General features: G+C 60.9%; 22 protein-coding genes. 13 read left to right on the plus strand and 9 right to left on the minus strand.

Annotated elements, in window-relative coordinates:
- Positions 1-39 precede the first annotated feature (39 nt).
- The gene (locus GUC32_RS06285) at positions 40-891 is read right to left on the minus strand and encodes a DMT family transporter (RefSeq protein ID WP_323712106.1); all 852 of its coding nucleotides are present in this window, start codon (positions 889-891) and stop codon (positions 40-42) included.
- Positions 892-1491: 600 nt separating this feature from the next.
- Here GUC32_RS06285 and GUC32_RS06290 point away from each other — a divergent pair.
- From GUC32_RS06290 to GUC32_RS06300, 3 genes are read left to right on the plus strand one after another with little or no spacing between them, the layout of a single operon-like run.
- The gene (locus GUC32_RS06290) at positions 1492-2208 is read left to right on the plus strand and encodes an ABC transporter ATP-binding protein (protein WP_049203840.1); all 717 of its coding nucleotides are present in this window, start codon (positions 1492-1494) and stop codon (positions 2206-2208) included.
- Positions 2209-2224: 16 nt separating this feature from the next.
- Positions 2225-3181: an ABC transporter substrate-binding protein gene (locus tag GUC32_RS06295; RefSeq protein ID WP_025301970.1), complete on the plus strand. Its 957-nt coding sequence runs from the start codon at positions 2225-2227 to the stop codon at positions 3179-3181.
- Entirely contained in the window at positions 3178-4185 is a 1008-nt protein-coding gene (locus GUC32_RS06300) for an iron ABC transporter permease (RefSeq protein ID WP_060432641.1), read from the plus strand. Before GUC32_RS06295 ends, GUC32_RS06300 begins: the two co-directional genes overlap by 4 nt.
- A gap of 13 nt (positions 4186-4198) precedes the next feature.
- On the opposite strand, the gene GUC32_RS06305 is transcribed toward GUC32_RS06300, so the two are convergent.
- The 5 genes from GUC32_RS06305 to GUC32_RS06325 form a co-directional block, all read right to left on the minus strand.
- Positions 4199-5722 carry a sulfite reductase flavoprotein subunit alpha gene (locus GUC32_RS06305; protein ID WP_025301972.1) on the minus strand — a complete coding sequence of 508 codons (1524 nt, stop codon included), beginning with the start codon at positions 5720-5722 and terminating at the stop codon, positions 4199-4201.
- Positions 5723-5727: 5 nt separating this feature from the next.
- Positions 5728-6153: a PAS domain-containing protein gene (locus tag GUC32_RS06310; RefSeq protein ID WP_023447580.1), complete on the minus strand. Its 426-nt coding sequence runs from the start codon at positions 6151-6153 to the stop codon at positions 5728-5730.
- Between the two features lie 228 nt (positions 6154-6381).
- Complete coding sequence (gene dld, locus GUC32_RS06315; RefSeq protein ID WP_043136819.1) at positions 6382-8088, minus strand: D-lactate dehydrogenase; 1707 nt, start codon at positions 8086-8088, stop codon at positions 6382-6384.
- Positions 8089-8213: 125 nt separating this feature from the next.
- Positions 8214-9008: a type I methionyl aminopeptidase gene (gene map / locus GUC32_RS06320; protein ID WP_311271907.1), complete on the minus strand. Its 795-nt coding sequence runs from the start codon at positions 9006-9008 to the stop codon at positions 8214-8216.
- On the minus strand, positions 9005-9208 hold the full coding sequence (locus tag GUC32_RS06325; protein WP_006324220.1) for a ParD-like family protein: 204 nt from the start codon (positions 9206-9208) through the stop codon (positions 9005-9007). Before GUC32_RS06325 ends, map begins: the two co-directional genes overlap by 4 nt.
- A 169-nt stretch (positions 9209-9377) precedes the next feature.
- On the opposite strand from GUC32_RS06325, the gene ddlA reads away from it, so the two are divergent.
- A complete protein-coding gene (ddlA, locus tag GUC32_RS06330; protein ID WP_015377061.1) occupies positions 9378-10481 on the plus strand; it encodes a D-alanine--D-alanine ligase in 1104 nt (367 codons plus the stop codon).
- Between the two features lie 34 nt (positions 10482-10515).
- Here the strand turns inward: ddlA and GUC32_RS06335 are convergent, their stop codons facing one another.
- Positions 10516-11295 carry an ABC transporter substrate-binding protein gene (locus GUC32_RS06335; protein WP_033633826.1) on the minus strand — a complete coding sequence of 260 codons (780 nt, stop codon included), beginning with the start codon at positions 11293-11295 and terminating at the stop codon, positions 10516-10518.
- A 34-nt stretch (positions 11296-11329) separates the two neighbouring features.
- On the minus strand, positions 11330-12484 hold the full coding sequence (locus GUC32_RS06340; protein ID WP_369435617.1) for a methionine aminotransferase: 1155 nt from the start codon (positions 12482-12484) through the stop codon (positions 11330-11332).
- A gap of 118 nt (positions 12485-12602) precedes the next feature.
- Between GUC32_RS06340 and GUC32_RS06345 the strand changes: the two genes are divergently transcribed.
- The 8 genes from GUC32_RS06345 to GUC32_RS06380 all read left to right on the plus strand — a co-directional run bounded on the left by GUC32_RS06345 (position 12603) and on the right by GUC32_RS06380 (position 22020).
- On the plus strand, positions 12603-13523 hold the full coding sequence (locus GUC32_RS06345) for a LysR substrate-binding domain-containing protein (protein ID WP_049208943.1): 921 nt from the start codon (positions 12603-12605) through the stop codon (positions 13521-13523).
- 112 nt (positions 13524-13635) lie between these two features.
- Positions 13636-15933: a beta-glucosidase BglX gene (bglX, locus tag GUC32_RS06350; RefSeq protein ID WP_089195635.1), complete on the plus strand. Its 2298-nt coding sequence runs from the start codon at positions 13636-13638 to the stop codon at positions 15931-15933.
- Positions 15934-16008: 75 nt separating this feature from the next.
- Positions 16009-16932, plus strand: coding sequence for a haloacid dehalogenase-like hydrolase (locus GUC32_RS06355; RefSeq protein WP_369435618.1), 924 nt, complete (start codon positions 16009-16011; stop codon positions 16930-16932).
- A gap of 971 nt (positions 16933-17903) precedes the next feature.
- Positions 17904-18296 carry a hypothetical protein gene (locus GUC32_RS06360; protein ID WP_369435619.1) on the plus strand — a complete coding sequence of 131 codons (393 nt, stop codon included), beginning with the start codon at positions 17904-17906 and terminating at the stop codon, positions 18294-18296.
- Positions 18297-18482: 186 nt separating this feature from the next.
- The gene (locus tag GUC32_RS06365) at positions 18483-19532 is read left to right on the plus strand and encodes an ABC transporter substrate-binding protein (protein ID WP_025301980.1); all 1050 of its coding nucleotides are present in this window, start codon (positions 18483-18485) and stop codon (positions 19530-19532) included.
- Positions 19529-20530, plus strand: a complete 1002-nt coding sequence (locus GUC32_RS06370; RefSeq protein ID WP_049295215.1) for an iron ABC transporter permease — start codon at positions 19529-19531, stop codon at positions 20528-20530. Before GUC32_RS06365 ends, GUC32_RS06370 begins: the two co-directional genes overlap by 4 nt.
- On the plus strand, positions 20523-21302 hold the full coding sequence (locus GUC32_RS06375) for an ABC transporter ATP-binding protein (protein ID WP_369435620.1): 780 nt from the start codon (positions 20523-20525) through the stop codon (positions 21300-21302). Before GUC32_RS06370 ends, GUC32_RS06375 begins: the two co-directional genes overlap by 8 nt.
- Positions 21295-22020, plus strand: a complete 726-nt coding sequence (locus GUC32_RS06380) for a substrate-binding domain-containing protein (RefSeq protein WP_025301983.1) — start codon at positions 21295-21297, stop codon at positions 22018-22020. The genes GUC32_RS06375 and GUC32_RS06380 overlap by 8 nt, the downstream gene beginning before the upstream one ends.
- 28 nt (positions 22021-22048) lie before the next feature.
- Here GUC32_RS06380 and GUC32_RS06385 read toward each other — a convergent pair whose 3' ends face one another.
- Positions 22049-22849, minus strand: coding sequence for an alpha/beta fold hydrolase (locus GUC32_RS06385; RefSeq protein ID WP_080350744.1), 801 nt, complete (start codon positions 22847-22849; stop codon positions 22049-22051).
- 238 nt (positions 22850-23087) lie between these two features.
- Between GUC32_RS06385 and GUC32_RS06390 the strand changes: the two genes are divergently transcribed.
- Positions 23088-23843, plus strand: a complete 756-nt coding sequence (locus GUC32_RS06390; RefSeq protein ID WP_043136850.1) for a CDP-diacylglycerol diphosphatase — start codon at positions 23088-23090, stop codon at positions 23841-23843.
- Positions 23844-23923 lie beyond the last annotated feature (80 nt).

The raw sequence follows: 23923 nt of genomic DNA on the forward strand, positions 1-23923 counted from the left end.
TTGCCCCCGCGCCGGTGGAACGGCGCGGGGGCTTTTGCTTTATACGCGGCGGAAAACCAGCATCACGCCGAGCACGATGCCCGCCATGCCCAGCAGGCTCAGCGCGGCTAGCGCGTGGCCGAGCAGCAGGTAATCCAGCAGGGCGGTCACCGCCGGGATCAGGTAGAACAGGCTGGTCACCTGCACCAGATTACCGCGCTGGATAAGGCGATACAGCAAGAACGTCGCCAGCACCGAGATCACCACCGCCATCCACAGCAGGGGCAGCACGAACTCAGGCCTCCATTCGACCCGCAGCGGCTCAAACGGCAGTGCCAGCGTACACATCAATAATCCGACGGCATACTGCAGCGGCAAGACCGCCAGCGGCGGCTGCGTCATGCCTTTTTGCAGCAGGGTGCCGGCGGTCATGCAGCCCAGCGCGATAAAGGCGAACAGCATGCCGCTCAGCGAGAAGTGGGCCACCATCAGGCTTTGGTACACCACCAGCGTCAGCCCGACCATCGCCAGCGCCAGGCCGAGTGCCCGCAGCCTGGTGCAACGCCGCTCGGTGATGAACTGGGTGAGGATCGGCTGTACGCCGAGCAGCGTCGCCAGCACGCCGGGCGTAATACCTTGTTCCAGCGCCAGCAGATAGCAGATTTGATAGCTGCCGATCATCAGCACGCCGATCAGCACGACGCGCCAGCGGGTGCCGGGGGCGGGGAGACACTGGCGCTGCCACAGGCCGATGACCAACAGCACCGCCAGCGCGATGGCGCAGCGGAAGAACAGAAAAGCGAAGGCGGAGGCGTGCTCCAACCCCCAACGGGAGAAGATCGCGCCGCTGCTCCAAAGCAGGACGAACAGCGTAGCCAGGCCGGCATTGGCCCAGAGAGAAGGTAATCGCATATCAATTTCACCTGTCGTGAAAATTACAGGCTCCGGCGCGCGCGGCGGTCTACGCCTGAACGCAACAGATCAATAAGCCGGAGGTAAAAGTCGGTGTGGCTTAGCGCACAACCACAATGCGTGGCGGGTAAGCGGCAACCGCTGAAACGACAGAGGAAACGGCGGGTGGGGCAGAGGAAGCACACAGCAAAACGACGGCCGGAACGGTCGCGTTTGTCGGATCTGTGCTGTGCGCCAACGGAGTCATAGGGGGTCCTGCAAACCGGGAATAAAACTTATCGCTTCAAACATAACCAAGTTCAGCGGGGCGTGCAATCGGAAATCACAATGATTTAAATGATAATGTAAATCATTATCATTAATTAAAAGGTATGCTATGTTGCTTTTGCCGCGCAGTGTTGAAGCAGGGGGGCGCGGCTTGCTCCCTACCTCAGTTCACGCAGCGCGTGCGGCAAAAGAGGTTGCGATTCGCTTTTGCAGAAGGCGCGGAATCGTGGTAAAAATATTGATATGTTATAATATAACAATTGACGCATAATGAATTCAGTTCACGACATCCTCCGCGTTGATGGCGTTAGCCTGACCGGCCACGGCGGGGCATTGATACTCGACAACATCCATTTCGCGCTCCGTTCCAGTGAAAAGCTGGCGGTGATCGGCCCTAACGGCAGCGGCAAGTCCAGCCTGTTGCGCGCCCTGATCGGCGAAACGCGGCCGGACAGCGGCGGCATTTACTGGCGAGGGCGCGCCTTGTCCGAGTGGCCGGCGGCGGAACGTGCCAGAAGCATCGCCTTTCTGGCACAAAACGATCTGCCGGATTTGCGGCTGTCGGTTGAGGACTACGTGGCGTTGGGCCGTTTACCGCATGGCGAACGCTCTGCGACGGGAAAGCGCATTGTTGACGAGGCCATCGGGGAAACCGGGCTGGCGCCGCTCAGGCACCGCCCGTTGGGGCGGCTCTCGGGCGGTCAGCGTCAGCGTGCTGCACTGGCCCGGGCGTTGGCGCAGTCTCCCGATCTGTTGTTGCTGGATGAACCGACCAATCACCTCGATCCGCCCGGGCGCTCGGCGCTGCTGTCGTTAGTGAAAAATAAAGACATTGCCGTGATTGCAGTGCTGCACGATTTGCCCGTGGCAGAGGCGTTTGCCGATCGGATCCTGGTGCTCAACGAAAGCCGCCAGGTAGCCTGTGGTACGCCCGAGGCGGTGTTGCAGACCCCGGTGATTTTGCCGGTGTTCGGCATGAACAGTTTCAAGGTGGCGCACCCCGTCAGCGGGAAAACGCTGCGTATTTTTGACGTTCCCCATTGCGCTTGATAAACCAGAGAGAAACATGAACACACGCGTATTCCCCCTGCTCCTGCTGCTGGCCGGCGGGGCGGCGGCGGCCGAAAAATTTCCCGTCACCGTAGAAAGCTGCGGTACGCCGGTCACCTTCAACCAGGCGCCGCAACGCGCCGTCATCAACGACATCAATATGGCCGAGATGGCCTTTGCGCTCCATTTGCAGGATCGCATTGTCGGGCTGACCGGCATCACCGGCTGGTACAAACTGACGCCCGACTTCAAGGCCGCGATGGGCGCCATTCCCGAACTGGCGCCGAAATATCCTGCTCTGGAAACGCTGCTGGCAGCGCAGCCGGATTTCTTCTTCGCCGGCTGGAATTACGGCATGAAGATCGGCGGTGACGTCACACCGGAGACGCTCGCCCCGTTCGGCATCAAAACGCTGGTGCTGAGCGAGAGCTGCGTACAGGCCGGCGGGCGGCCGCAAAAGGCCGATATGAACCTGCTGTATGACGATGAGCTGAAGCTCGGCAAGATTTTCGGCAAGCAGCAAGAGGCCACCGCGCTGGTTGCGGGCTGGCAGCGCCGGTTGGCTGCGCTTCCCGCCAGGCCGGCGGGCCAGCCGCCGCTTAAAGTGTTCGTCTATGACTCGGGGGAGGAGAAGCCTTTCACCAGCGGCAGATACGCTATGCCGACGGCGATCGTCGAAGCGGCGGGCGGCCGCAACGTGATGGACGATTTGCCGGCGAGCTGGACGACGGCGTCCTGGGAAGCGGTGGCGGCGGCCGAGCCCGACTTCATTATTCTGCTGGATTACCAGACCGGGTCGGGCGCCGATGCGCTGCGGCGCTTCCTCGAGTCTCACCCGTTGATGAAATTGACCCCCGCCGTACGGCACCACCGTTATCTGAAACTGCAGTATGCGGAGCTGACGCCGGGGCCGGCCAACATCGGCGCGGTGGAAAAGCTGGCGCGGGCGCTGTACGCGCCGGAGGCTGAATGAATTCGCCGACCCGGCGGTTTATGCTGCTCGCGCCGTTGGCGCTGTCGGTATTGTGCGGGTTAATGATCTGGAGCCTGCAGCTGGGCAGCGTCGCGTTGTCATGGCGGCAGGCGTTTGCGGCGTTAGGGCTCGGTTCGGCGCCGCTTTCCGGCATGCTGGACACCATCGTCGTGCAACTGCGGGTGCCCAGGGCCTTGTTGGCGGCGTTAACCGGCGCCGGGCTGGCGATGACCGGCGCGCTGCTGCAGACCACCACCCGCAATGAGCTGGCCGATCCTTTTTTGTTTGGGCTCTCCTCCGGCGCCTCCGCCGGCGCGGTGCTGGTCATCACGCGCTTTGGCGATGCGCTGGGCGCGCTGACGTTGCCGCTGTCCGCTTTCGCCGGCGGTATTTTGTCGGCGATGGCGGTGATGATCCTGTTTCGCGTCAGCCGGGTCAGGCGCGCCGAGCAGCTGATCGTCTGCGGTCTGGCGGTCTCGTTTTTGTTCAGCGCGCTCACCAGCTACCTGGTGTTTTCCGGCGATCAGCGGGCGGCCGGTTCGGTGTTGTTCTGGTCGCTGGGCGGGCTGGGGTTGGCGCGTTGGGATAATCTGTTCATTCCGCTGGCGAGTTTTGTGCTGCTGGCCGGGTTTACGGCGCTGCGTTGGCGGGCGCTGGATGCGCTGCTGGCGGGCGAGCAAACCGCCCATTCGATGGGGGTCAATGTGGCGCGCCTGCGCACCGAGACCTTTCTGTGCTGCGCATTGTCTACGGCGTTTCTCGTTTCGCTGACGGGCGTGATTGGGTTTGTCGGGCTGATGGTGCCTTATCTGGCCCGGCGCCTGGTGGGTGTGCGCCATCGCTTGTCCGTGCCGATGTGCGGCCTGCTGGGGGCGATGCTGCTGACCGGCGGCGACATGCTCAGCCGCAGCCTGATCCCCCATCAGGAGCTGCCCATCGGCATCATTACGGCGGGGCTGGGGGGCGCGTTCATCGTTTCCTTGCTGCTGCGCGCGGAACGATGAACGCCGTCCTGTTTCAATAGAGTTCCAGGTGCAGGCGCTGCTGCTCGATCAGCGTCTGCCACAGGTTTTCCGCCCCGCAGGCTTGCTCCAGCGCCGTCGCCACGGCATGTTCCAGATACTGACGATTGCCGCACAGGTAGACATGCGCGCCCCGCTGCAGCAGGCCGCTGACGACATCGGCGCGATCGTCGATGGCGTGTTGCACGTAATACTTGTCGGCGGCGTCGCGCGAGAATGCCGTGATGAGCCGTGTGAGTACGCCCGTCGCGTTCAGCGTGACCAACTCCTCGCCATACAGGAAGTCTTCATCGCGCCTTTTCTCACCGAAGATCAGGACGGTTTCACGCCGTTCGCCCTGGGCGGCCATTTCGCGCAGTAAGCCAATCAACGGTGCGATGCCGGTACCGGTACCGATAAGCAGCACCGGCAAGGCGGTGTCGCGCGGCAGGTAAAAGCCGGGGTTGGCGCGGCAGAAAAGGCGGAAAGGACCGGGATGCTTGAGCAGCCAGCCGGTTGCCGTGCCGCGCCGCGTGCGGCCGCCGCGTTCATAACGCACGTCGCGAACGCACAGATCGAGGCTCTCTTCCCGCGTTGCCGAAGCGATGGAGTAGGCGCGCGGTAGGCAAACGGGCAGCAGCGCCAACAGGTTCTCCAGCGTGATCGCGTGCGGCGGGCAAAAATCGTGCAGCACGTCCAGCAGATCGGCGCCGTACAGATAACTCTCCAGGGCTTTGCGCTGACGGATCTTCAGCAGGCCTTTGAGCTCTTCGCTGTCGGCCAACTGCGCCAGTTCGCGCAGCGTCGTTTTGCTGAGCTGGCGCAGCTCCCGGCGCCGCAGCGCGTCGACGGCCTCCGGCCTGCCGAGCCAGTCTGCCAGCCGGGACAATAATCCTTCGTCGTTCTCCGGCAACAGATAGACGGTATCTCCCGCCCGGTAAACGATGCCGCTTCCGGCGATATTCAGCCGCAGATGCCAGGCTTGCGGCGTGCGAGCGCTGAGCGGCCGTCGTTCGAGGAGGGCGGCGCTGAACGCATGGTCTTCACCGTAGGCGGTCACGCGCAGATGCAAGTCGCGACCCGCCTGGGCATCGCCGGCCAGCACCTTACCCAGCGTCGTCAGCCAGGTGGTGAAGAACGGTTCGAAGTTAACGTCGGCGTCGACGCGATTGACGATGGCGCGGGCGCCGTATTGCGTCAGGCGCGCATCCAGCGCCTGCGTGAAGCCGCAGAAATGCGGGTACGCGGTGTCGCCGAGACCAAAGATGGCGTAGCGCAACCGAGGGGGATCCGGCCATTGCGCCAGCGCGTCGGAAAAACGCTCGGCGTTGGCGGGCGGTTCGCCGTCGCCAAATGAGCTCGAGACGATCAACAGGATGTCACGCTCGCCCACATCGGCGGGCTGGATGGCGTTGAGTTCTTTAACCATGGGGCGGTAGGGTTGCAGGCTGCTTTGCTCGCCCAGGCGCATCGCCAGCGCCCGGGCGTTGCCCGACTCCGAACCGTAACCAATCAGGATGCGTTCGATGATGTCGGCCATAGCGGTTACTTGTCGTAGTGGTTGTCGAACTGTTCTTTGGCGAATTCCACCGATTCGAAGTCGGTCATCAGATCGTTGATCACGCGGCGGATGCTGATATAGGCCTCGATATTGCCCTGGGCGTCATACAGCGGCTGCACCGTGGTGTCGACCACGTACAGCACGCCGCCCTTGCCGACGTTCGGAATGATGCCGGTCCAGATACCGCCCGCCTTGATGGTGTCCCACATCGCTTTGTAAACGGCTTTCGGCACGGAAGGGTGGCGCACGATGCTGTGGGGCTGGCCCACCAGCTCTTCCCGGGAAAAACCGGTCAGTTGACAGAACAGGTCATTGACGTAGGTGATGGTGCCCTGCAGATCGGTGGTGGAGATCACCATCACTTTATCGAGCGCGGCCAGCAGCTGGGCGGAATCGAGGGTTTGACTCATGGTAGGTTCCTTCTCATTAACTTCGCGGTGAATGCCACGGCGGATGTCATGTATCCGTCATGACAGCTTTGTAATTAATTCTCATTTGCGATGATGGGGTGAATGGTAATCGGGAATTTTATAAGTTGCAATAAAAATGCATCTTTAAAGGCGCAGAAAGATCGCGATGAGGCAGGTAGGGCAGATGAGGCCCGCGCCGGGTGCGGCGGCGGGCCGATCGTGAGGCGTTTAGCGGGGGTCTTCGGCCCAGCCTTTGCGTTTGCTGGTTTTGCCGATGCCAGGGTTGAAGCTGTTGGTTGGATCGGCGGTGCGGTAGAACGTTTGCAGATCCGGTTTGGCGTGGTACAGGTGGCCAACGTTATGCTCCGCCGGGTACTCGGCGCCGCGCCGGTTGAGGATCTCGAGCATCTTTTCTTTCAGCGCATGGCTGTCCACGCCTTTTTTCACCACGTAGTCCTGATGGAAGACGTGGCACATAAAGTGGCCGTAATACAGCTTATGCACCAGCTGGCTGTCGATTTCCGGCGGCAGCGTTTCAAACCAGTCGGTGTCGTTGCGGCGCAGGGCGATATCCAGCGCCAGAATATCCTCCACCTTGTCGGCGTGCACCGCGTGGTAGCGCACGGCGGCACCGGCGGCGGCGAAGCGGTGCAGGAAGGCCTTTTTGCCTTCGTCAGGAGTGCAGGCGAAGAAGGCGCCTTCGGCCTGGGCGAAATAGTCGGTCAGGTAGCGCTGTGCTTCGTCTACGCCGGGGCCGGCCATCTTCAGCAGCAGGTGGTGTTCGAAACGTTCGCGGTATTCCTTCATGCGCTTCGGCAGGTGGCTCGGTGCCAGATGGCTCAGGCCCTGCATCAGCCGATCGGTCAGGTTGTGCGGCAGCAGCGGCAGCTTGTTGAGGCTGGCATCCATGCGGCCTTTCAGGGTGAAGAAGCGCGGCATCTGATCGGTGCCGAGCTTGTCGATCATCATGAAGGTGTCTTTGCCGTACACCTCGGCGATATCGAAGATATCGCGGTGCATGTATTCACCGGCCACCGGCAGGTTTTCGAATTTGCTCAGCATGTGGCGGCGCAGTTCGGTCAGCACCGCGGTGTCGTTGGTGCCGATATAGAACACCTGCTCTTTGCCTTCTTTCTCGAAGGTGTCGAGCCGCACCGCGAACACCGCCAGCTTGCCGGCGCAGCCGGAAGCTTCGTACAGGCGGCGTTTGTCGGCGTTGAAGCGGGAAGGGGTGTCGGCATCGACGTCGCGCACCCGGCTGGCGTATTCGTTATCCGAGGCGCGCAACTCGCCGTACTCGACGTCTGTCGGGCGATAGTCGCCTTTTTCTAACCGGGTGAGGATCTCTTCCGGCGTGTCGCCAAGCCGGATGCCCAGATGGTTCACCAGGCGCAGCTGGCCGTCTTCCCCTAACTGGGCGTACAGCGCCATTTCGGTATAGGCCGGGCCGCGTTTCACCAGCGAGCCGCCGGAGTTGTTGCATACGCCGCCGATCACCGAGGCGCCGATGCAGGAGGAGCCGATCACCGAATGCGGTTCGCGGCCGTAGGGTTTGAGCAATTTCTCGAGGTGGTGCAGGGTGCTGCCGGGGAAGCCGACCACCTGCTTGCCGTTGTCCAGCACCTGAATATGATCGAGGCGCAGAGTGCTGACGATGACGATGTCGCGGTCATAGTCGTTGCCGCTGGGGGTTGACCCTTCGGTCAGGCCGGTATTGGCGGCCTGCATAATGACGATTTTGTCAGCAGCCACGCAGGCCTGCAAAATGCGCCACAGCTGCAGCAGGCTAGTGGGAAACACCACCGCCAGCGCCTGGCCTTCGCCGGAGCGGAACCCCTTGCGATACCGCTCGGTGTTGCGATCGCCGGTCAACAGCTGCGGGCCGCCGACGATGTCTTTGAGCTGATTGATAAACGTCTGATTGCCTGACTGCATACTGCCTGTCTCCCTGTCATCTCCGTCGCTTTAACCGCGGCGCCGGAGTGCCGCACATAAGCTAAGAGGTTATCAAGTGAATAACTTATTAAGCTATCAGCTTGTTAAGCTAATGGCTTGCGTATTTAGTAGCGTTCGGCGTAGCTGGCGCGGCGCTCTTCGTCGCGCAGCGTCAGAATCTCCACGCCGTCGGCGGTGACCGCCACGGTATGTTCCCACTGCGCCGACAGTTTTTTGTCGCGCGTCACCACGGTCCAGCCGTCCTTCTTCTGCTTGATGCGGCGGTCGCCCTGGTTGATCATCGGCTCGATGGTGAACACCATGCCCTCTTGCAGCACCAGACCGCTGCCGGGTTGACCGTAGTGCAATACCGCCGGCTCTTCGTGCATGTCGCGGCCGATGCCGTGGCCGCAATACTCCCGCACGATGCTGTAGCCGGCCTGCTCGGCATGCCGCTGGATGGCGTGGCCGATATCACCCAGGGTGGCGCCCGGTTTCACCGCGCGAATGCCCTGCCACATCGATTCATAGACGTTGTTCACCAGCCGTTTGGCCAGCGGCGTCACCTGGCCGATGCAGTACATCTTGCTGGAGTCGGCGATGTAGCCGCCGTTTTCCAGCGTGATATCTACGTTGACAATCATACCGGAACGCAGGATTTTGCTGGCCGACGGCACCCCGTGGCACACCACGTCGTCGATTGAGGTGTTGAGCACATAGGGGAAATCATACTGCCCCTTGCTGGCCGGGCGCGATTTCAGTTCTTTGACGATAAACGCCTCGGCGCGGTCGTTGATCTCCATGGTGGAGATGCCTTCGACGATGACCTCATCGAGCATAGCAAACACTTTGGCCAGCAGGGCGCCGGAATGGCGCATTTTGGCAATCTCTTCCGGCGTTTTAATCACAATCTCTTTCACCCGACAATCTCCTTCAGCGTCAGCGCGTTATCTTTCATCATTTTTTTTACCAGTTGTGGGTAAGTCAGTTCCGGATGGAACTCCGCCAGCATGCCAATCTTGATCCAGTACTCGGCCTGCGCGTTGATCGAACGCGTCATGGTCAGGCTGGCAAGGCGCAGATCGTCATGCAGCGCGTCCGAAATTTTTACGATGCCCATCGGCGTCTCCATAAGTAAACAATATATGAAGTGTATACGTTTAGGATGGTCGCGATGTGGCATTCCGTGGCGTAAGAAGATTCTGGCAACAACGATTGCCGCCGCCAGGCAATGCGTTTATTGTGATGAACGACTTTTTTGCCATGATTTTTTCAGAAGGATTTAAGGCGTGACTAAACTACGTGTTGGGGTGATTTTTGGCGGTAAATCGGCGGAGCATGAGGTGTCGCTGCAGTCGGCCAAAAACATTGTGGATGCAATCGACAAAGAGAAGTTTGACGTCACGCTGCTGGGGATCGACAAACAGGGGCAGTGGCACATCAACGACGCCTCCAACTACCTGCTCAACGCCGAGAACCCGGCGCTGATCGCGCTGAACCGCTCGAACAAGAACGTGGCGCTGATCCCGGGCCAGGAAAAACAGCAGCTGATCGAAGCGGGCAGCGCCGGTGCGCTGGGCCAGCTCGACGTCATTTTCCCGATCGTACACGGCACGCTGGGGGAAGACGGCTCGCTGCAGGGGCTGCTGCGCATGGCCAATATGCCGTTCGTCGGCGCCGGCGTGCTCGGCTCGGCGGTCAGCATGGATAAAGACGTGACCAAGCGCCTGCTGCGCGACGCCGGGCTGGCGGTGGCGCCTTTCGTCACCCTGACCCGCGCCAACCGCGCCGGGTTCACATTTGAGCAACTGAGCGAGCGCCTCGGCCTGCCGCTGTTCGTCAAGCCGGCCAACCAGGGCTCGTCGGTCGGGGTCAGCAAGGTGGAAAACCGCGCCGAGTTTGACGCGGCGGTGGCACTGGCCTTCAGCTTCGATCACAAAGTGCTGGTGGAGTCGGCGATCGTCGGCCGCGAGATCGAGTGCGCGGTGCTGGGGAACGACGATCCGCAGGCCAGCGTGTGCGGCGAGATCGTGCTGAGCGACGCTTTCTACTCCTACGACACCAAATACATCAATGAGCAGGGTGCTCAGGTGGTGGTGCCGGCGGCGATCGCGCCGGAAGTGAGCGACCACATCCGTGAGGTGGCGCTGAAGGCGTTCCGCGCGCTGGAGTGCTTCGGGCTGGCGCGGGTGGATGTGTTCCTGACGCCGGATAACCAGGTGGTGATCAACGAGATCAACACGCTGCCGGGCTTCACCAACATCAGCATGTATCCCAAGCTGTGGGCCGCGAGTGGCGTCAGCTACCAGGCGCTGATCACGCGCCTGATCGAATTGGCGCTGGAGCGCCACCAGCAGGATCGCGCGCTGAACAGTTCGGTGTTCGATCGCTAAACGCGGCAGGGGGCGGCGGTGCCGCCCCCGTCCATCACTTCACCGTCACGTCGATATCGCCGAAATACTTCTTCGACAGCGCCGTCACCGTGCCTTGCTGTTTCACTTTGGCGATGGCGGCATCCAGTTTCTTCTTCAGCGCCTCATCCCCTTTACGCAGGCCGAAGGCAATGCCTTCACCGAGGATCTTGTCGTCGCGCACCGCCTCGCCGACGAAGGCGAAGCCCTTGCCGTCCGGCTGCGACAGGAAGCCGCTTTGCCCCGACGGTGCCATCACCAGCGTAGCGTCGAGCCGACCGGCCGCCAGGTCAAGGTAAACCTGATTCTGATCCTGATAAGACACCACGTCCACGCCCGCCGGCGCCCAATGGGTTTTGGCGTAAATCTCCTGAATCGAGCCTTGCAGCACGCCCACGTGTTTGCCCGCCAGCGCTTTGGCGTCCGGCAGCAGGCCGCTGTCGGCCTTGGCGATCAGGCGGTTCGGCACCTGATAGATGGCGTCGGTAAAGGCGATCGCCTGGCGCCGCTGTTCGGTCACGTTCATCGCCGAGTTGATGGCGTCGAACTTGCGCGCCTGCAGCGCCGGGATCAGGCTGTCGAACGAGGTTTCCACCCAGCTGCATTGCAACTGCGCGGCGGCGCACACCGCGTCGCCCAGCTCGATGTCGAACCCTTCCAGTTTGCCGCTGGCGGATTTGGATTCGAACGGCGGATACAGCGCTTCCAGGCCGAAACGCAGGCTGTTTTCCGCCGCCAGAGAAGAGCCGGCGGCCAGCAGGCATCCGGCGGCGAACAGCGTTTTCAAAGCTTTCATAGGCAGTGCCCCTTTCCCATGGTCGGACAAAAAATTACACCTGGCTCAGACGGCGCGCGCCTTCCAGCAGGGTCTCGTTATCTTTGGAAAAACTCAGCCGAATAAGGCCGGTATCGGTGCCGTCGCTGTAGAACGCCGACAGCGGGATCGTCGCTACCTTCGCTTCGCGGATCAAGCGCACGGCGAAATCATTGTCGCTTTCGTGGCTAAAGCCGCTAAAGCGGGCCAGCATGAAGAAGCTGCCGCGGCTGGGCAGCAGCTCAAAGCGCGAATCCTGCAGGGCGCTGGCCAGCAGATCGCGCTTTTGTTGGTAAAACGCCGCCAGCCCCAGGTAGCTCTGCGGATTGGCGAGCGCGGCGGCGAAGGCGTACTGCATCGGCGTATCGGCGGAGAACACCATGAACTGGTGCACCTTGCGGATCTCGTCCATCAACGCCGCCGGCGCCAGGCAATAGCCAACGCGCCAGCCGGTGACGTGGTAGGTTTTGCCGAACGACGACACGATCACGCTGCGTTCGGCCAGCTGCGGATAGCGCGCCATGCTGTGGTGAATATCGCCGTCGAACACCACATGCTCGTAGACCTCGTCGGACAAGATCACGATATCGGTGTCGCGGGTCAGGGCGGTCAGGCGGTCGATATCCTGCGCGTCGAACACGGCGCCGGTCGGGTTGTGCGGCGTGTTGACGATGATCATGCGCGTTTTGCCGTTGATGGCGGCGGCCACTTCGTCCCAGTCGACGCGAAAGTCCTGCAGCGACAGTTTGATCGCCACCGGCGTGGCGCCCTGCAGGCGCACGATCGGCGCATAGCTGTCGAACGCCGGTTCGAAATAGATCACCTCGTCGTCGGGATGCACCAGCGCGCTGATCGCCGAGTACAGCCCTTCGCTGGCGCTGGCGATCACCGTGATTTCTTCGTCGGCGTCATAGCGCGCGCCATACAATCGTTCAGCTTTTTCCGCCAGAGCAGCACGTAATGCCGCCACGCCGCTCATCGGCGCGTATTGGTTATGACCTGCGCGCATGGCTTGTGCCGTTGCCTCGATCAACTGCGGGTCTCCGGCGAAATTGGGCGCGCCCTGCGACAGATTGAGGGCCTGGTGTTCGGCGCTGAGTTGGCCAATGACGGTGAAGATGGTGGTGCCGACGTCCGGCAGCTTCGAGCGGGATGAGCAGGCGCTCTGCATGATGGGCTCCAGGCAAACAGGGAAGTGTTGAGCGATTAAGCATCAGCCGGCGTAGGCGGACAAGGGAAAGTTTGTCATACTTGCCATGCACTACGATCATACCTAATCGAGGCACGCTATGCCGATATCCCTACCGTCGCTCGACGTATTGAAAACCTTTGTGGTGGTGGCGCAACGCCTCAACTTTACCCATGCCGCCCGGCAGCTGCACCTGACGCAGGGGGCGGTCAGCCGGCAAATTCTCGGGCTGGAACAGCGTCTGGGCTATCCGCTGTTCAGCCGTCAGGCGCGCGGTTTGGCGCTGACGCCGCAGGGCGCGCAGCTTCTGGCGCCGGTGCAGCAAGCGCTGGGGCAGTTGGATGAAGCCCTGACGCGGGCCGCCGCCCCGCCGGGGGCGCTGCGCATCAAATGCCCGACCTGCGCCATGCGCTGGGTGCTGCCGCGCATCATTCGCCTGCAAAATGAACGGCCGGACATGCATATCGAGCTGACCGCCTCGGTGTCGCACGGCCTGGATTTCAGTACCGAGCAGTTTGACGCCGCGGTGGTATTCGGCCGGCCGCCGGGTAAAAAGCTGACCGCGCACTTGCTGTTCGATGAAATCCTCACGCCGGTCTGCACGCCGACGTTCCTGCCGCCGGCGCCTCGGCTGACGGATTTGACGGACAAAACCCTGCTGCACCCGACGCGCGATCGGCGCGACTGGCTGCGCTGGCTGAAGGCGGCGGGCGCCGATGCGTTGCCGTCCGGCAAGGCCCAGCATTTTGATACCCTCGATCTGGCGATGAGCGCCGCGCTGCAGGGGTTTGGCATCGCCATCGGCGATCTGTGCCTGCTGGAGGAGGATATTCAGGCGCAGCGTATCGTGACGCCGTTCCCGCTCTGCGTCAGCAGCGGCGCGGCCTATTATTTGGTCTATCCTGAACGCACGGTGGCGCCGCCGACGTTAACCGCGCTGGTCGATTTTCTGGCGGCGGAGGCCGCCGACAGCCGCGCCCGGCTACAGAATTACCTGCCGATGACCTGTAATGCTTTGTAAACATTAGCGATGCGAATTCCCTTGGCGATGAAACAGAGTGTGGCAAACTGTTTCTTCACTCCGATTAAACCCCGCGGCTTTAGCGGCGGAAACACGCCTGAGATAAAACAAGATGAAATGGCTTTGTGTGGTGAGTATGTTGTCCGGTCTGGCCCTCAGTCCGGCTTTTGCGCAGGAAACGCCGATAACGCAGGGCATTCACGCCCAGCAGCGCGACGCCTTCGTGTCCAATTTGATGAAGCAGATGACGCTGGAAGAGAAGATCGGCCAGCTGCGGCTGATCAGCGTCGGGCCGGATAACCCGAAAGAAGCGATCCGCGAGGGAATTCGCAAAGGGCAGATCGGCGCCATCTTCAATACCGTCACCCGGCCGGATATCCGGGTGATGCAAGATCAGGCGATGCAGCTCAGCCGCCTGAAAATCCCATTGTTCTTCGCCTATGACGTGGTGCACGGTCAGCGCACCGTGTTCCCGATCAGCCTGGGGCTGGCGGCCAGCTTCGATCTGGAAGCCATCGCGCTCAGCGCCCGGGTCGCGGCGCAAGAGGCCAGCGACGACGGCCTGAACATGACCTTCGCGCCGATGGTCGATATCACCCGCGATCCGCGCTGGGGCCGGGTTTCCGAAGGCTTCGGCGAAGACACCTGGCTGGTCTCGAAAATCGCCAAGGTGATGGTCGACGGTTTCCAGAACGGCGATCCGGCCAAACCCGGTTCGGTGATGGCCAGCGTCAAGCACTTTGCATTGTACGGCGCCGTCGAAGGCGGCCGCGATTACAACACCGTCGACATGAGCCCGCTGCGCATGCATCAGGACTATCTGCCGCCTTATAAAGCGGCGGTGGACGCCGGCAGCGGCGGGGTAATGGTGTCGCTCAACGCGATCAACGGCGTGCCGGCCACCGCCAACCCGTGGCTGCTGAAAGATCTGCTGCGCGAGCAGTGGGGCTTTAAAGGCATCACCATCAGCGACCACGGCGCGATCAAAGAGCTGATTAAACACGGCGTGGCCGCCGATGCGCGCGACGCGGTGCGCCTGGCGATCACCTCCGGCGTCGACATGAGCATGAGCGACGAGTTTTACGACAAATACCTGCCGGGCCTGGTGAAAGACGGGCTGGTGTCTGAAAGCGATATCGACCGCGCCTGCCGCGACGTGCTGAACACCAAATACGACATGGGGCTGTTCACCAATCCTTACGTGCATTTGGGCCCGGCGGGTTCCGATCCGCAGGACACCAACGCCGAAAGCCGCCTGCACCGCGCCGAAGCGCGGGTGGTGGCGCGCAAGACGATGGTGCTGCTGAAGAACGATAAGCAGACGCTGCCGCTGAGCAAGCAGGCGACCATCGCGCTGGTCGGGCCGATGGCCGACAGCCAGCGTGACGTGATGGGCAGTTGGTCGGCCGCCGGGGTGGTCAAGCAGTCGGTCACCCTGCGTGAGGGGCTGGAGCGGGCGGTGGGCGACAAGGCGCGCATTCTGTACGCCAAGGGCGCCAACGTCACGCAGGATAAAGGCATCATCGACTATTTGAACGAGTATGAGCCGGCGGTGGCGTTCGATACCCGTTCGCCGCAGCAAATGATCGACGAAGCGGTACAGGCGGCGAACAAGGCCGACGTGGTGGTGGCGGTGGTGGGGGAATCGCAGGGTATGGCGCACGAGGCCTCCAGCCGCGCCGACATCACGATCCCGCAGAGCCAACGCGATCTGATTGCCGCGCTGAAAGCCACCGGCAAGCCGTTGGTGCTGGTGCTGATGAACGGCCGGCCGCTGGCGCTGAGCTGGGAGAGCGAGCAGGCGGACGCGATGCTGGAAACCTGGTACAGCGGCACCGAGGGCGGCAACGCGGTGGCGGACGTGCTGTTCGGCGATTACAACCCGTCGGGCAAGCTGCCGATGACCTTCCCGCGCTCGGTCGGCCAGATCCCAATGTACTACAACCACCTGAACACCGGCCGGCCGTTCGGCAAGGAGAATCCGGGCAAGTACACCTCGCGCTACTTCGATTCGCCGAACGGCCCGCTGTATCCGTTCGGCTACGGCCTGAGCTACACCACCTTCAGCCTGTCGGACCTGAAATTGTCCAGCCCGACGATGGCGCGCAACGGCAAGTTAACCGCCAGCGTCACGCTGAAGAATACCGGCAAGTACGACGGCGCCACGGTGGTGCAGCTGTATCTGCAGGACGTGACCGCCTCGGTCAGCCGCCCGGTGAAAGAGCTGCGCAACTTCAAGAAAGTGACGCTGAAGGCCGGTCAGTCGCAGCAGGTTGAGCTGCCGATTAGCGAAGACGATCTGAAGTTCTACAACGCCAGCCTGAAATGGGGGGCGGAGCCGGGCAAATTCAACGTGTTCGTCGGCCTGGATTCCGACAACGTGCAGGCGCAAAGTTTTACGCTGAAGTAACCTTTTCCCCCTCTTTCACTGCGGTGGGAGAGGGGGCATCCATCCCTTTCCGCTAACGTCACCGGAGCTTGCCTCATGAAACGCTATCTGGACTGCAGCGCCAGCGATCTGGCCGATATCGGCAAAGCCGATCTGCTCTATGCCATCCGCGCCAGCGAAGGGCGCATCTTGGTCAGCGAAACCATCGCGGTCACTCAGCCGCTGCTCAATAACGTCACCAACGCCGAACTGGCGGCCAGCCAGGGCGCCGACCTGCTGCTGTTGAACCTGTTCGACGTCGATCGTCCGCATATCGCGGGCCTGCCCGCCGACGTGCCGCCGCAGGAGGCGCTGCGCACGCTGCAGCGCCTGACCGGGCGGGTGATCGGGGTGAACCTGGAGGCCGTCGATCCGGCTTTCGCCACCGAACATAACGACTTCTGGCAGATGACGGCGGGCCGCGCCGCCACCGCCGAGAATGCCCGCAAGCTGTATCAGCTCGGCGCGCGCATGCTGGTGCTGACCGGCAACCCGAACAACGGCGTCAGCAATCAGGCGATCGCCGCCGCGCTGAAAGCGATTCGCGATGAAGTGGGCGACGAGATGGTGCTGGTGACCGGCAAGATGCACGGCGCCGGCATTGTGCGCGAAAGCGGCAGCCAGCTGATCGGCGAGCAGGACATCACGCTGTTTGTGGAAAACGGTGCCGACATCGTGCTGTTGCCGGCGCCGGGCACCATTCCCGGCATGTCGCAGGAAAAAGTGGCGGCGCTGATCGCCTATGCCCAGCGGCAGGGAGCGCTGGCGATGACGGCGATCGGCACCTCGCAAGAGGGGGCCGACGTGCAGACCGTGCGGCAGATTGCGCTGATGAGCAAAATGGCCGGCGCGGACCTGCACCATATCGGCGATACCGGCTATCTGGGGCTGGCGCTGCCGGAAAACATCTTCGCCTACAGCGTGGCGATTCGCGGCGTGCGCCACACCTACAGCCGCATGGCGCGTTCGGTGAACCGCTAAGCCTGGGTTTTTTGCGCCGTCACGATGCTGTAGTAGCCGAGCGACGGCAGTAATTGAGCAGGCCCGACGCCGACGTCGAGCAGTTGGTCGGCGATATCCAGCGCCGAGCGAGGGGGGGCAGCGCGGCCAAACGCTGGCCGATCCCACGCTCAGGCTGGGTATGGCGTGGGTAAAACGCCGCATTCTGTCGGCGTCGAGCGTATGCGCTTCGAACAGCTCCTGCTCGTCGTAGATCGGCGAGGTATTTTTTCTGATGGCGTTTTCCAGGTTTTTCAGCGAGAAAATCTCGCTGTTTTCAATCATCAAATCCCAAAAATAACCGAAGTAATGCGGGTTGTTTTTTAACAAAAAGGTTTCCGCTTCCGGCTAGAGAGAGAATGTATCGCCGTCTCTGGCGATCAATTTCAATGCCAATAGCGCCATGGCCAACGTTTCCGCTGGGCGTCTTTCCAGATTGGCCTGAGTGCATATATTGGCCAGGCTGCGGGGGGCTGAGCAATAAACTCAAAGATGCCCAAGCGGTACGCAATAAGCACCGCCGGATAAAGATATAAATTCATCGTGATATCGAGAAGGGTTTTATCGTCGCATTGCGGCGGCCGGACGGAAGGGTTCAAGCGAATCCCCTTCCACTATGGCATGGCGCGTCTTAACAGGCTATGCCACGACGGGGCGGGTTGGCAAAGTGCGGAACGTGATTGACCGCGGGCCAACGATTTCGTTACGAATAATTCCATGATGAGACTATTTTAAATTTGAATTGAGCGCGGTCAATGTCGAACGTAAAAAACTGACGCCGGGAGGAAGTAATAACCCCACCATGCGTTTTTATTTTATTAGGCGCTAACTTAACCACAGTTATTAACGCGTTAGTGTTGTGTTAATCTAGGCCGCCGTTATATCGTAGCGGTATTCACATTTTTTTGTGAATAATTAAAAATTAACTACTTCATTATTAAAACGAGATAACAATGAAAAAGAGCATTCTGACCGGCATGATTGCCGCGACTCTGGGCCTGTTTAACACCGCCAATGCCGAAGGGATGGATCCTGCCGCGTTGAAGAACGTCTATGACATCACGCGTAATACCGCCGGGCTGATGTCCTACTGCGTCGATAAAGGTTTCCTGAAAGCGGAGAGCATCGACAATGCCAAGAAAATGGTGGCCTACGTGGCGGCTATTCCGGGCGGCGTTGATACCCGCGACGGCGACAAGCGTGAAGCGATGGGGCGTGAAGGCAATGTGCTGAACGACGACGGCAAAGTGGTCGCGTTGAAGAAGGAAGCACCGCAGGGGCTGCAGGCGTGGTGCCAGCAGGCTGACGAAGGGATCCGCCAGGGCCTGACGTCTATCGGCCAATAAGCGCTTTTCACGCGCTCGTTCTGGTGCTCAGGATCTGCCGGCGTTCCGGCGGATCCGTTTCTTTCCCATCGTTATCTCCTCGTTTTTCTTTCTGTATACATGGCATAGGGTTTGATCTCGCTGATTGTTTCGCCATGCTCATCGCTATATTATTAGATATATAACGATAATCAACCGGTCACTGCCATGTTTAACTTTCTCCCGCGCCTGATGCTGGCGCTCGCGTTGTTCTCTACCGCCGCCCTGGCGGATCGCCAGGTCACCGATCAGCTCAACCGTCAGGTCACGCTGCCCGATCACATTACCCGTGCCGTGGTGTTGCAACACCAGACGCTGAACCTATTGGTGCAGCTTGATGCGATGCCGCAAGTGGTCGGCGTGCTTAGCAGTTGGAAAAAGCAGCTGGGGCCAAACTACCTGCGGCTGGCACCGACGCTGGCAACCCTGCCGATGCCGGGCGATCTGACTTCGGTGAATATTGAAAGCCTGCTCGGCCTGCATCCACAGGTGGTGTTTGTGGCCAACTATGCGCCGCCGGAAATGATTGCACAGATCGAACGGGTGGGCATTCCGGTGGTGGCTATCTCGCTGCGCCGCGAGGCGGCCGATCAGGCGGGCAAAATGAACCCTCAACTGAGCGATGAAGATCGGGCCTATACGCTGGGGCTGCAGGACGGTATTCGGCTGATTGGCGAGGTGATGGAGCGTCAGCCTCAGGCCGAAGCGCTGATTAAGGACGTCACTCAGCAGCGTGCCCTGGTCGCCGAACGGCTGGGCACGCTGCCGGACGATCGGCGGGTGCGGGTGTATATGGCCAACCCCGATCTCACCACCTACGGTGCCGGCAAATATACCGGGTTGATGATGCGGCACGCGGGTGCGCTCAACGTGGCGGCGAAAGAGATCCAGGGGTTTAAACAGGTCTCTATCGAGGATGTCCTGAAGTGGGATCCGGCGGTGATTTTCGTGCAAGAACGCTACCCGGACGTGGTGAAACAGATCCTGACGTCACCGCAGTGGCAGCCGATTGACGCGGTGAAGAATAAGCGGGTCTACCTGATGCCGGAGTACGCCAAGGCCTGGGGATATCCGATGCCGGAGGCGATGGCGTTGGGTGAGTTGTGGATGGCGAAAAAACTTTACCCGCAGCGTTTTGCCGATATCCATCTGCAGCAGCGGGTCGATACTTACTATCAACGCTATTACCGCGCCACCTGTTGCCAGAGCGGGCAATGAAGCTGGGTTGGTTGGCGCTGCTGACGCTGTGCTGCGCGCTGTTTTCGCTCGGTGTTGGCCGCTTTCAGGTGCCGATTACGCACAGCCTGATGATTTTGCTGGAGCCATTCACCGGGCAGCATTATGCCGGCATCGATGCTGTCCAACGCCAGGTGATCCTGGGGGTGCGCTTGCCGCGGGTGCTGTTGGCGATGGGCGCCGGCGCGGCGCTGGCCCTGTGTGGCGCGGCTTTGCAAGGCGTCTTTCGCAATCCGCTGGTCGATCCGCATATTATCGGCGTGTCTTCCGGCGCGGCCTTTGGCGGTACGCTGGCTATCCTGCTCAGCCTGCCGTTGGCGGCGCTGCTGCTGTCGGCTTTTGTTTTCGGCATGGCGGCACTGCTGTTGATTTTCACCCTCACCAGCGCCATTGCACGGCGCAATATTCTCTCGTTGGTACTGGCGGGGGTGATCCTCAGCGGTTTTTTCTCCGCCTGCGTTAGCCTGATGCAATATCTGGCGGATACCGAAGAGAAGCTGCCGAGCATCGTGTTTTGGCTGCTCGGCAGCTTTGCCACCGCCGATCGGCAAAAGCTGCTGATGCTGTTTTTACCTTTACTGTTGGCCGGCGGTCTGCTGCTGGCGCTGCGCTGGCGCATCAATCTGCTGTCGTTAGGCGATGAAGATGCCGGTGCGCTCGGCATCAACGTTGAGCGTACCCGCTGGCTGATACTGACGCTGTGTGCCGCCATCGTGGCCGCTCAGGTGGCGGTCAGCGGCAGCATCGGGTGGGTCGGCTTGGTGATCCCGCACGTCGCAAGACGGCTGGTGGGGCCGGATCACCGGCGCCTGTTGCCGGCTTCGCTTTGCCTAGGCGCCCTGTACATGCTGTTGATCGACGATTTGGCGCGCACGTTGAGCAGCAGCGAAATCCCGCTGGGCATCCTGACCGCGCTGATTGGCGCGCCATTGTTCGCACTGCTGCTGCGCCGCGCGCAAGTAAGAGGCTGGCATGACTGACGCGTTATTGGCCGCCAGGGGCGTGAATTTTGCCTGGCCTGGCGGGCCCCCGCTGTTCCAACACCTGGATATTCAGCTGCGGCGCGGTGAAGTGCTGGCGGTATTGGGCCCGAATGGGCGCGGTAAAAGCACGCTGCTGCAGCTGCTGTTAGGCAGCCTGACGCCGCAATCCGGCGAGATTGAGCGCTGCGGCGAGATGGGCTTTGTCCCGCAGCACTTTTCGCCGCCGTTTGCCTACCGGGTGCTGGATATCGTGTTGATGGGGCGGGCACGCCATGTCGGCCTGTTCCGTTCACCGTCAGCCAAGGATCATCGGCTGGCCAGAGAAGCGTTGCAGTCGTTGGATTTGCAGCACCTGGCAGAGCGCGAGTTTGGCAGCCTGTCCGGCGGCCAACGCCAGTTGGTGATGATCGCCCGCGCATTGGCAATGCGCTGCGAGGTGTTGATTCTGGATGAACCGACTTCGGCGCTGGATCTGCATTACCAGGATCGGGTGTTGAGCCTGATGGCGCGCCTGGCGCGGGAACAGCAGTTGGCGGTGGTGTTCTCCACGCATCAGCCCAACCATGCACATGCGGTGGCCGATCGGGCTTTGCTGCTGGGCAAGGAAGGGCGCAGCCAGCTCGGTGCCTGCCGCGAGGTGTTAACGGCACTCTCCCTGTCACCCTTGTTTGGCCTGGCGATCGAACGGGTGCCGTTGACGGTGGCGGGCCGCCGTTACGCGACGCTGGTGCCGTTGTATCGCAGCCAATTGGAGCGACATGATGAGTGATATCCTGCTGTTTGCCGCCGGCAGCCTGCGGCTGGCGTTTACGCCGCTGCTGTCGGCATTTCAGCGCGACACCGGGCAAAAGGTTTCGGCGGAATTCGGCCCGGCGGGGTTGTTGCGCCAACGGATAGAGAACGGCGAGCGGCCACAGCTGTTCGCCTCGGCCAACGTGGCGCACCCGCAAAGATTGGCGGATCTCGGGATGGCGGGGGCGGTACAGGTTTTTGCGCGCAATCGGCTCTGCGTGACGGTTCGCAACGTGCCGGCATTAACCGAGCGTCCGCTTCCTGAGGTATTGTGCGATCCGCGCTGGCGGCTGGCCACTTCGACACCGGGAGCGGATCCTTCCGGCGATTATGCGCTGCAGCTTTTTGAACGCTGCGAGCAATACTGGCCAGGGCAGGGGGAAGCGCTACGCCGCCGGGCGTTACCGTTAGTCGGCGGGATAGATTCTGCCCCGGTGCCGGCAGGCCGACTGGCGGCGGAATATCTGATAGCCGGCGGGCAGGCAGATATTTTTCTCGGCTACGCCAGCTATGCTCCGGCGTTGGCGGCCTACCCGGCGTTGGCGGTGCGGCCGCTGGCGCCACCGTTGGATATCGAGGCGGATTATGGTTTATGCCTGTTGGATGACGGTGCGCAGCGGTTGGCAGCATTTATCTTGAGCGAACAAGGGCAGGGCATACTGAGCCGACACGGATTTATGCGGCGTACGGAATGACTCGCCGGGCCTGGCGGCCCGGAGAATCTTACCAGAACAGCGGCGTGGTGTTTTCAGCCAGAAATGCCAGCAGCGTTTCGTTGACCGCCGCCGGGTTTTCCTTGTTACTGATATGCCCGGCGTTGGGGATCAGCACATGTTGGCAGCCGAGAAGATCCGCCATGCGCTGGCCCTCTGCCGGTGGGCGCGGCTTATCCTGTGCGCCGGTAATGACGATGCTGGCGGCGGTGATGTGTTCCAGCAGCGCCAGCTTGTCGGGGCGGCCAAAGATCATCCGGCCCAGCGGTACGATGCTCTCGCGCAGGCGATCGGCAGGCAGGCTCTGGAGCTGACACAACAGCGATTGCAATAAGGCATCGGGGACATCATCGGAATAAAACAGCGACGCGACATGTTCCAGCAGGGGCGACGTGATGGCGCCGGCCTGCTCCACGGCGGCCAACATGCCCATATAGCGCTGCCGCGCTTCTGGGGTTTCGTCGCCCAGGTAGCTGTCCAGCAGCGCCAGCACTTTCACCCGCTCCGGCGCCAGCGCCGCCAGTTCGGCGCCCCACATGCCGCCGACGGACAGGCCGACGATGCCGAACTCTTCGATATCCAAACGATCCATCAGCGCCAAATGGTCGGCGGCGATATCCGACAGGCTATTTCGCCCGGGCGGCAGCGCCGGTGAATCGCCGTGGCCCCAGAGATCCGGCACGATCAGGCGGTAGCGTTTAGCCAGCGCTTCAAACTGCGGCGCCCACATATTCAGATCGAACAGATAGCTGTGGCCCAGCAGCAACGGAAAGCCCGACCCTACGTCGAGGTAATGGAGGGATTTGCCCATCGTTGGCATCTTATCGGTTCCTTATATAAAGAGAGTCCCGGCTGCTTATATCACACTCATATTCAACCTGCGGTATTAATTTACCTTAAATTACTCAGGTGGAGGCTTATTTTTAATTATCCATTGCTAACAAGACGTCAATGAAAGGTGACATTAAGGATAATATTCTGGTCGATGCCAGAGCCTTGGTTTATGCTGGCGCTCCTTTCGGTATGGAATAGATAAACAGGGCGTCGCGATGAAAAGACTTTTCAGACTATTAATTATTTTGCTTGTCATTTTGCTGCTGGCGGCGGTGCTGTGGTGGTTCTTTGGGCGCGGCAATCCGAATGCGCTGTGGCAAATCGTCAGCCAACAGTGCGTGCCCAATCAGCAGCAAAACCACGATCCGGCGCCCTGTTTAAAGGTTGATTTAACCGAGGGTTATGTGCTGTTTAAGGACAGCAAAGGCCCCTATCACGATCTGGTGATGCCGACCGAAAAGGTCAGCGGCATCGAGAGCCCGATATTGCAAGCGGATCGGACGCCGCCTTATTTCTCCCAGGCCTGGAATAATAGGGAACATATATCCGGCGAGCTGGGTAAACCGTTAAAAGATGCATGGGTTTCTCTGGCGGTCAATTCGAAATATGGCCGCTCTCAAAATCAGCTGCATATTCACGTTGCCTGCTTGCGCCAGGATGTCTATAACGCGCTGGGGGAACAGGCGGAGCAATTAGATCAACAGTGGCGGCCGCTGGCGGTGAAATTAGTCGGCCATCACTATCTGGCCAGAAAATTGGCGGGCACCGATTTAACCCAGGAAGATCCTTTCCGCTTGTTGCAAAACTACGTGGTCGAGCAGGGCGACAGCATAGGCAATTACGGCCTGGCGCTGGCGGTCAGCCCGCAGGGCGAGATGCTGCTGTTGGCAAACCGTTTGAAGTTGACCGATCTCAACCTGGGCTCGGCCGGTGAAATTCAGGACTACCGGTGCAAGGTGGCGGGGAACTGAATTTTTCTTATCGCTCCCCGTCGTGGGGGAGCGTATGCCGTGCGATACGAACTAACCAATTGTATTAACTCGTTTTTACT

It is taken from the genome of Serratia sp. NGAS9 (assembly GCF_009905295.1).
Classification (GTDB): domain Bacteria; phylum Pseudomonadota; class Gammaproteobacteria; order Enterobacterales; family Enterobacteriaceae; genus Serratia; species Serratia bockelmannii.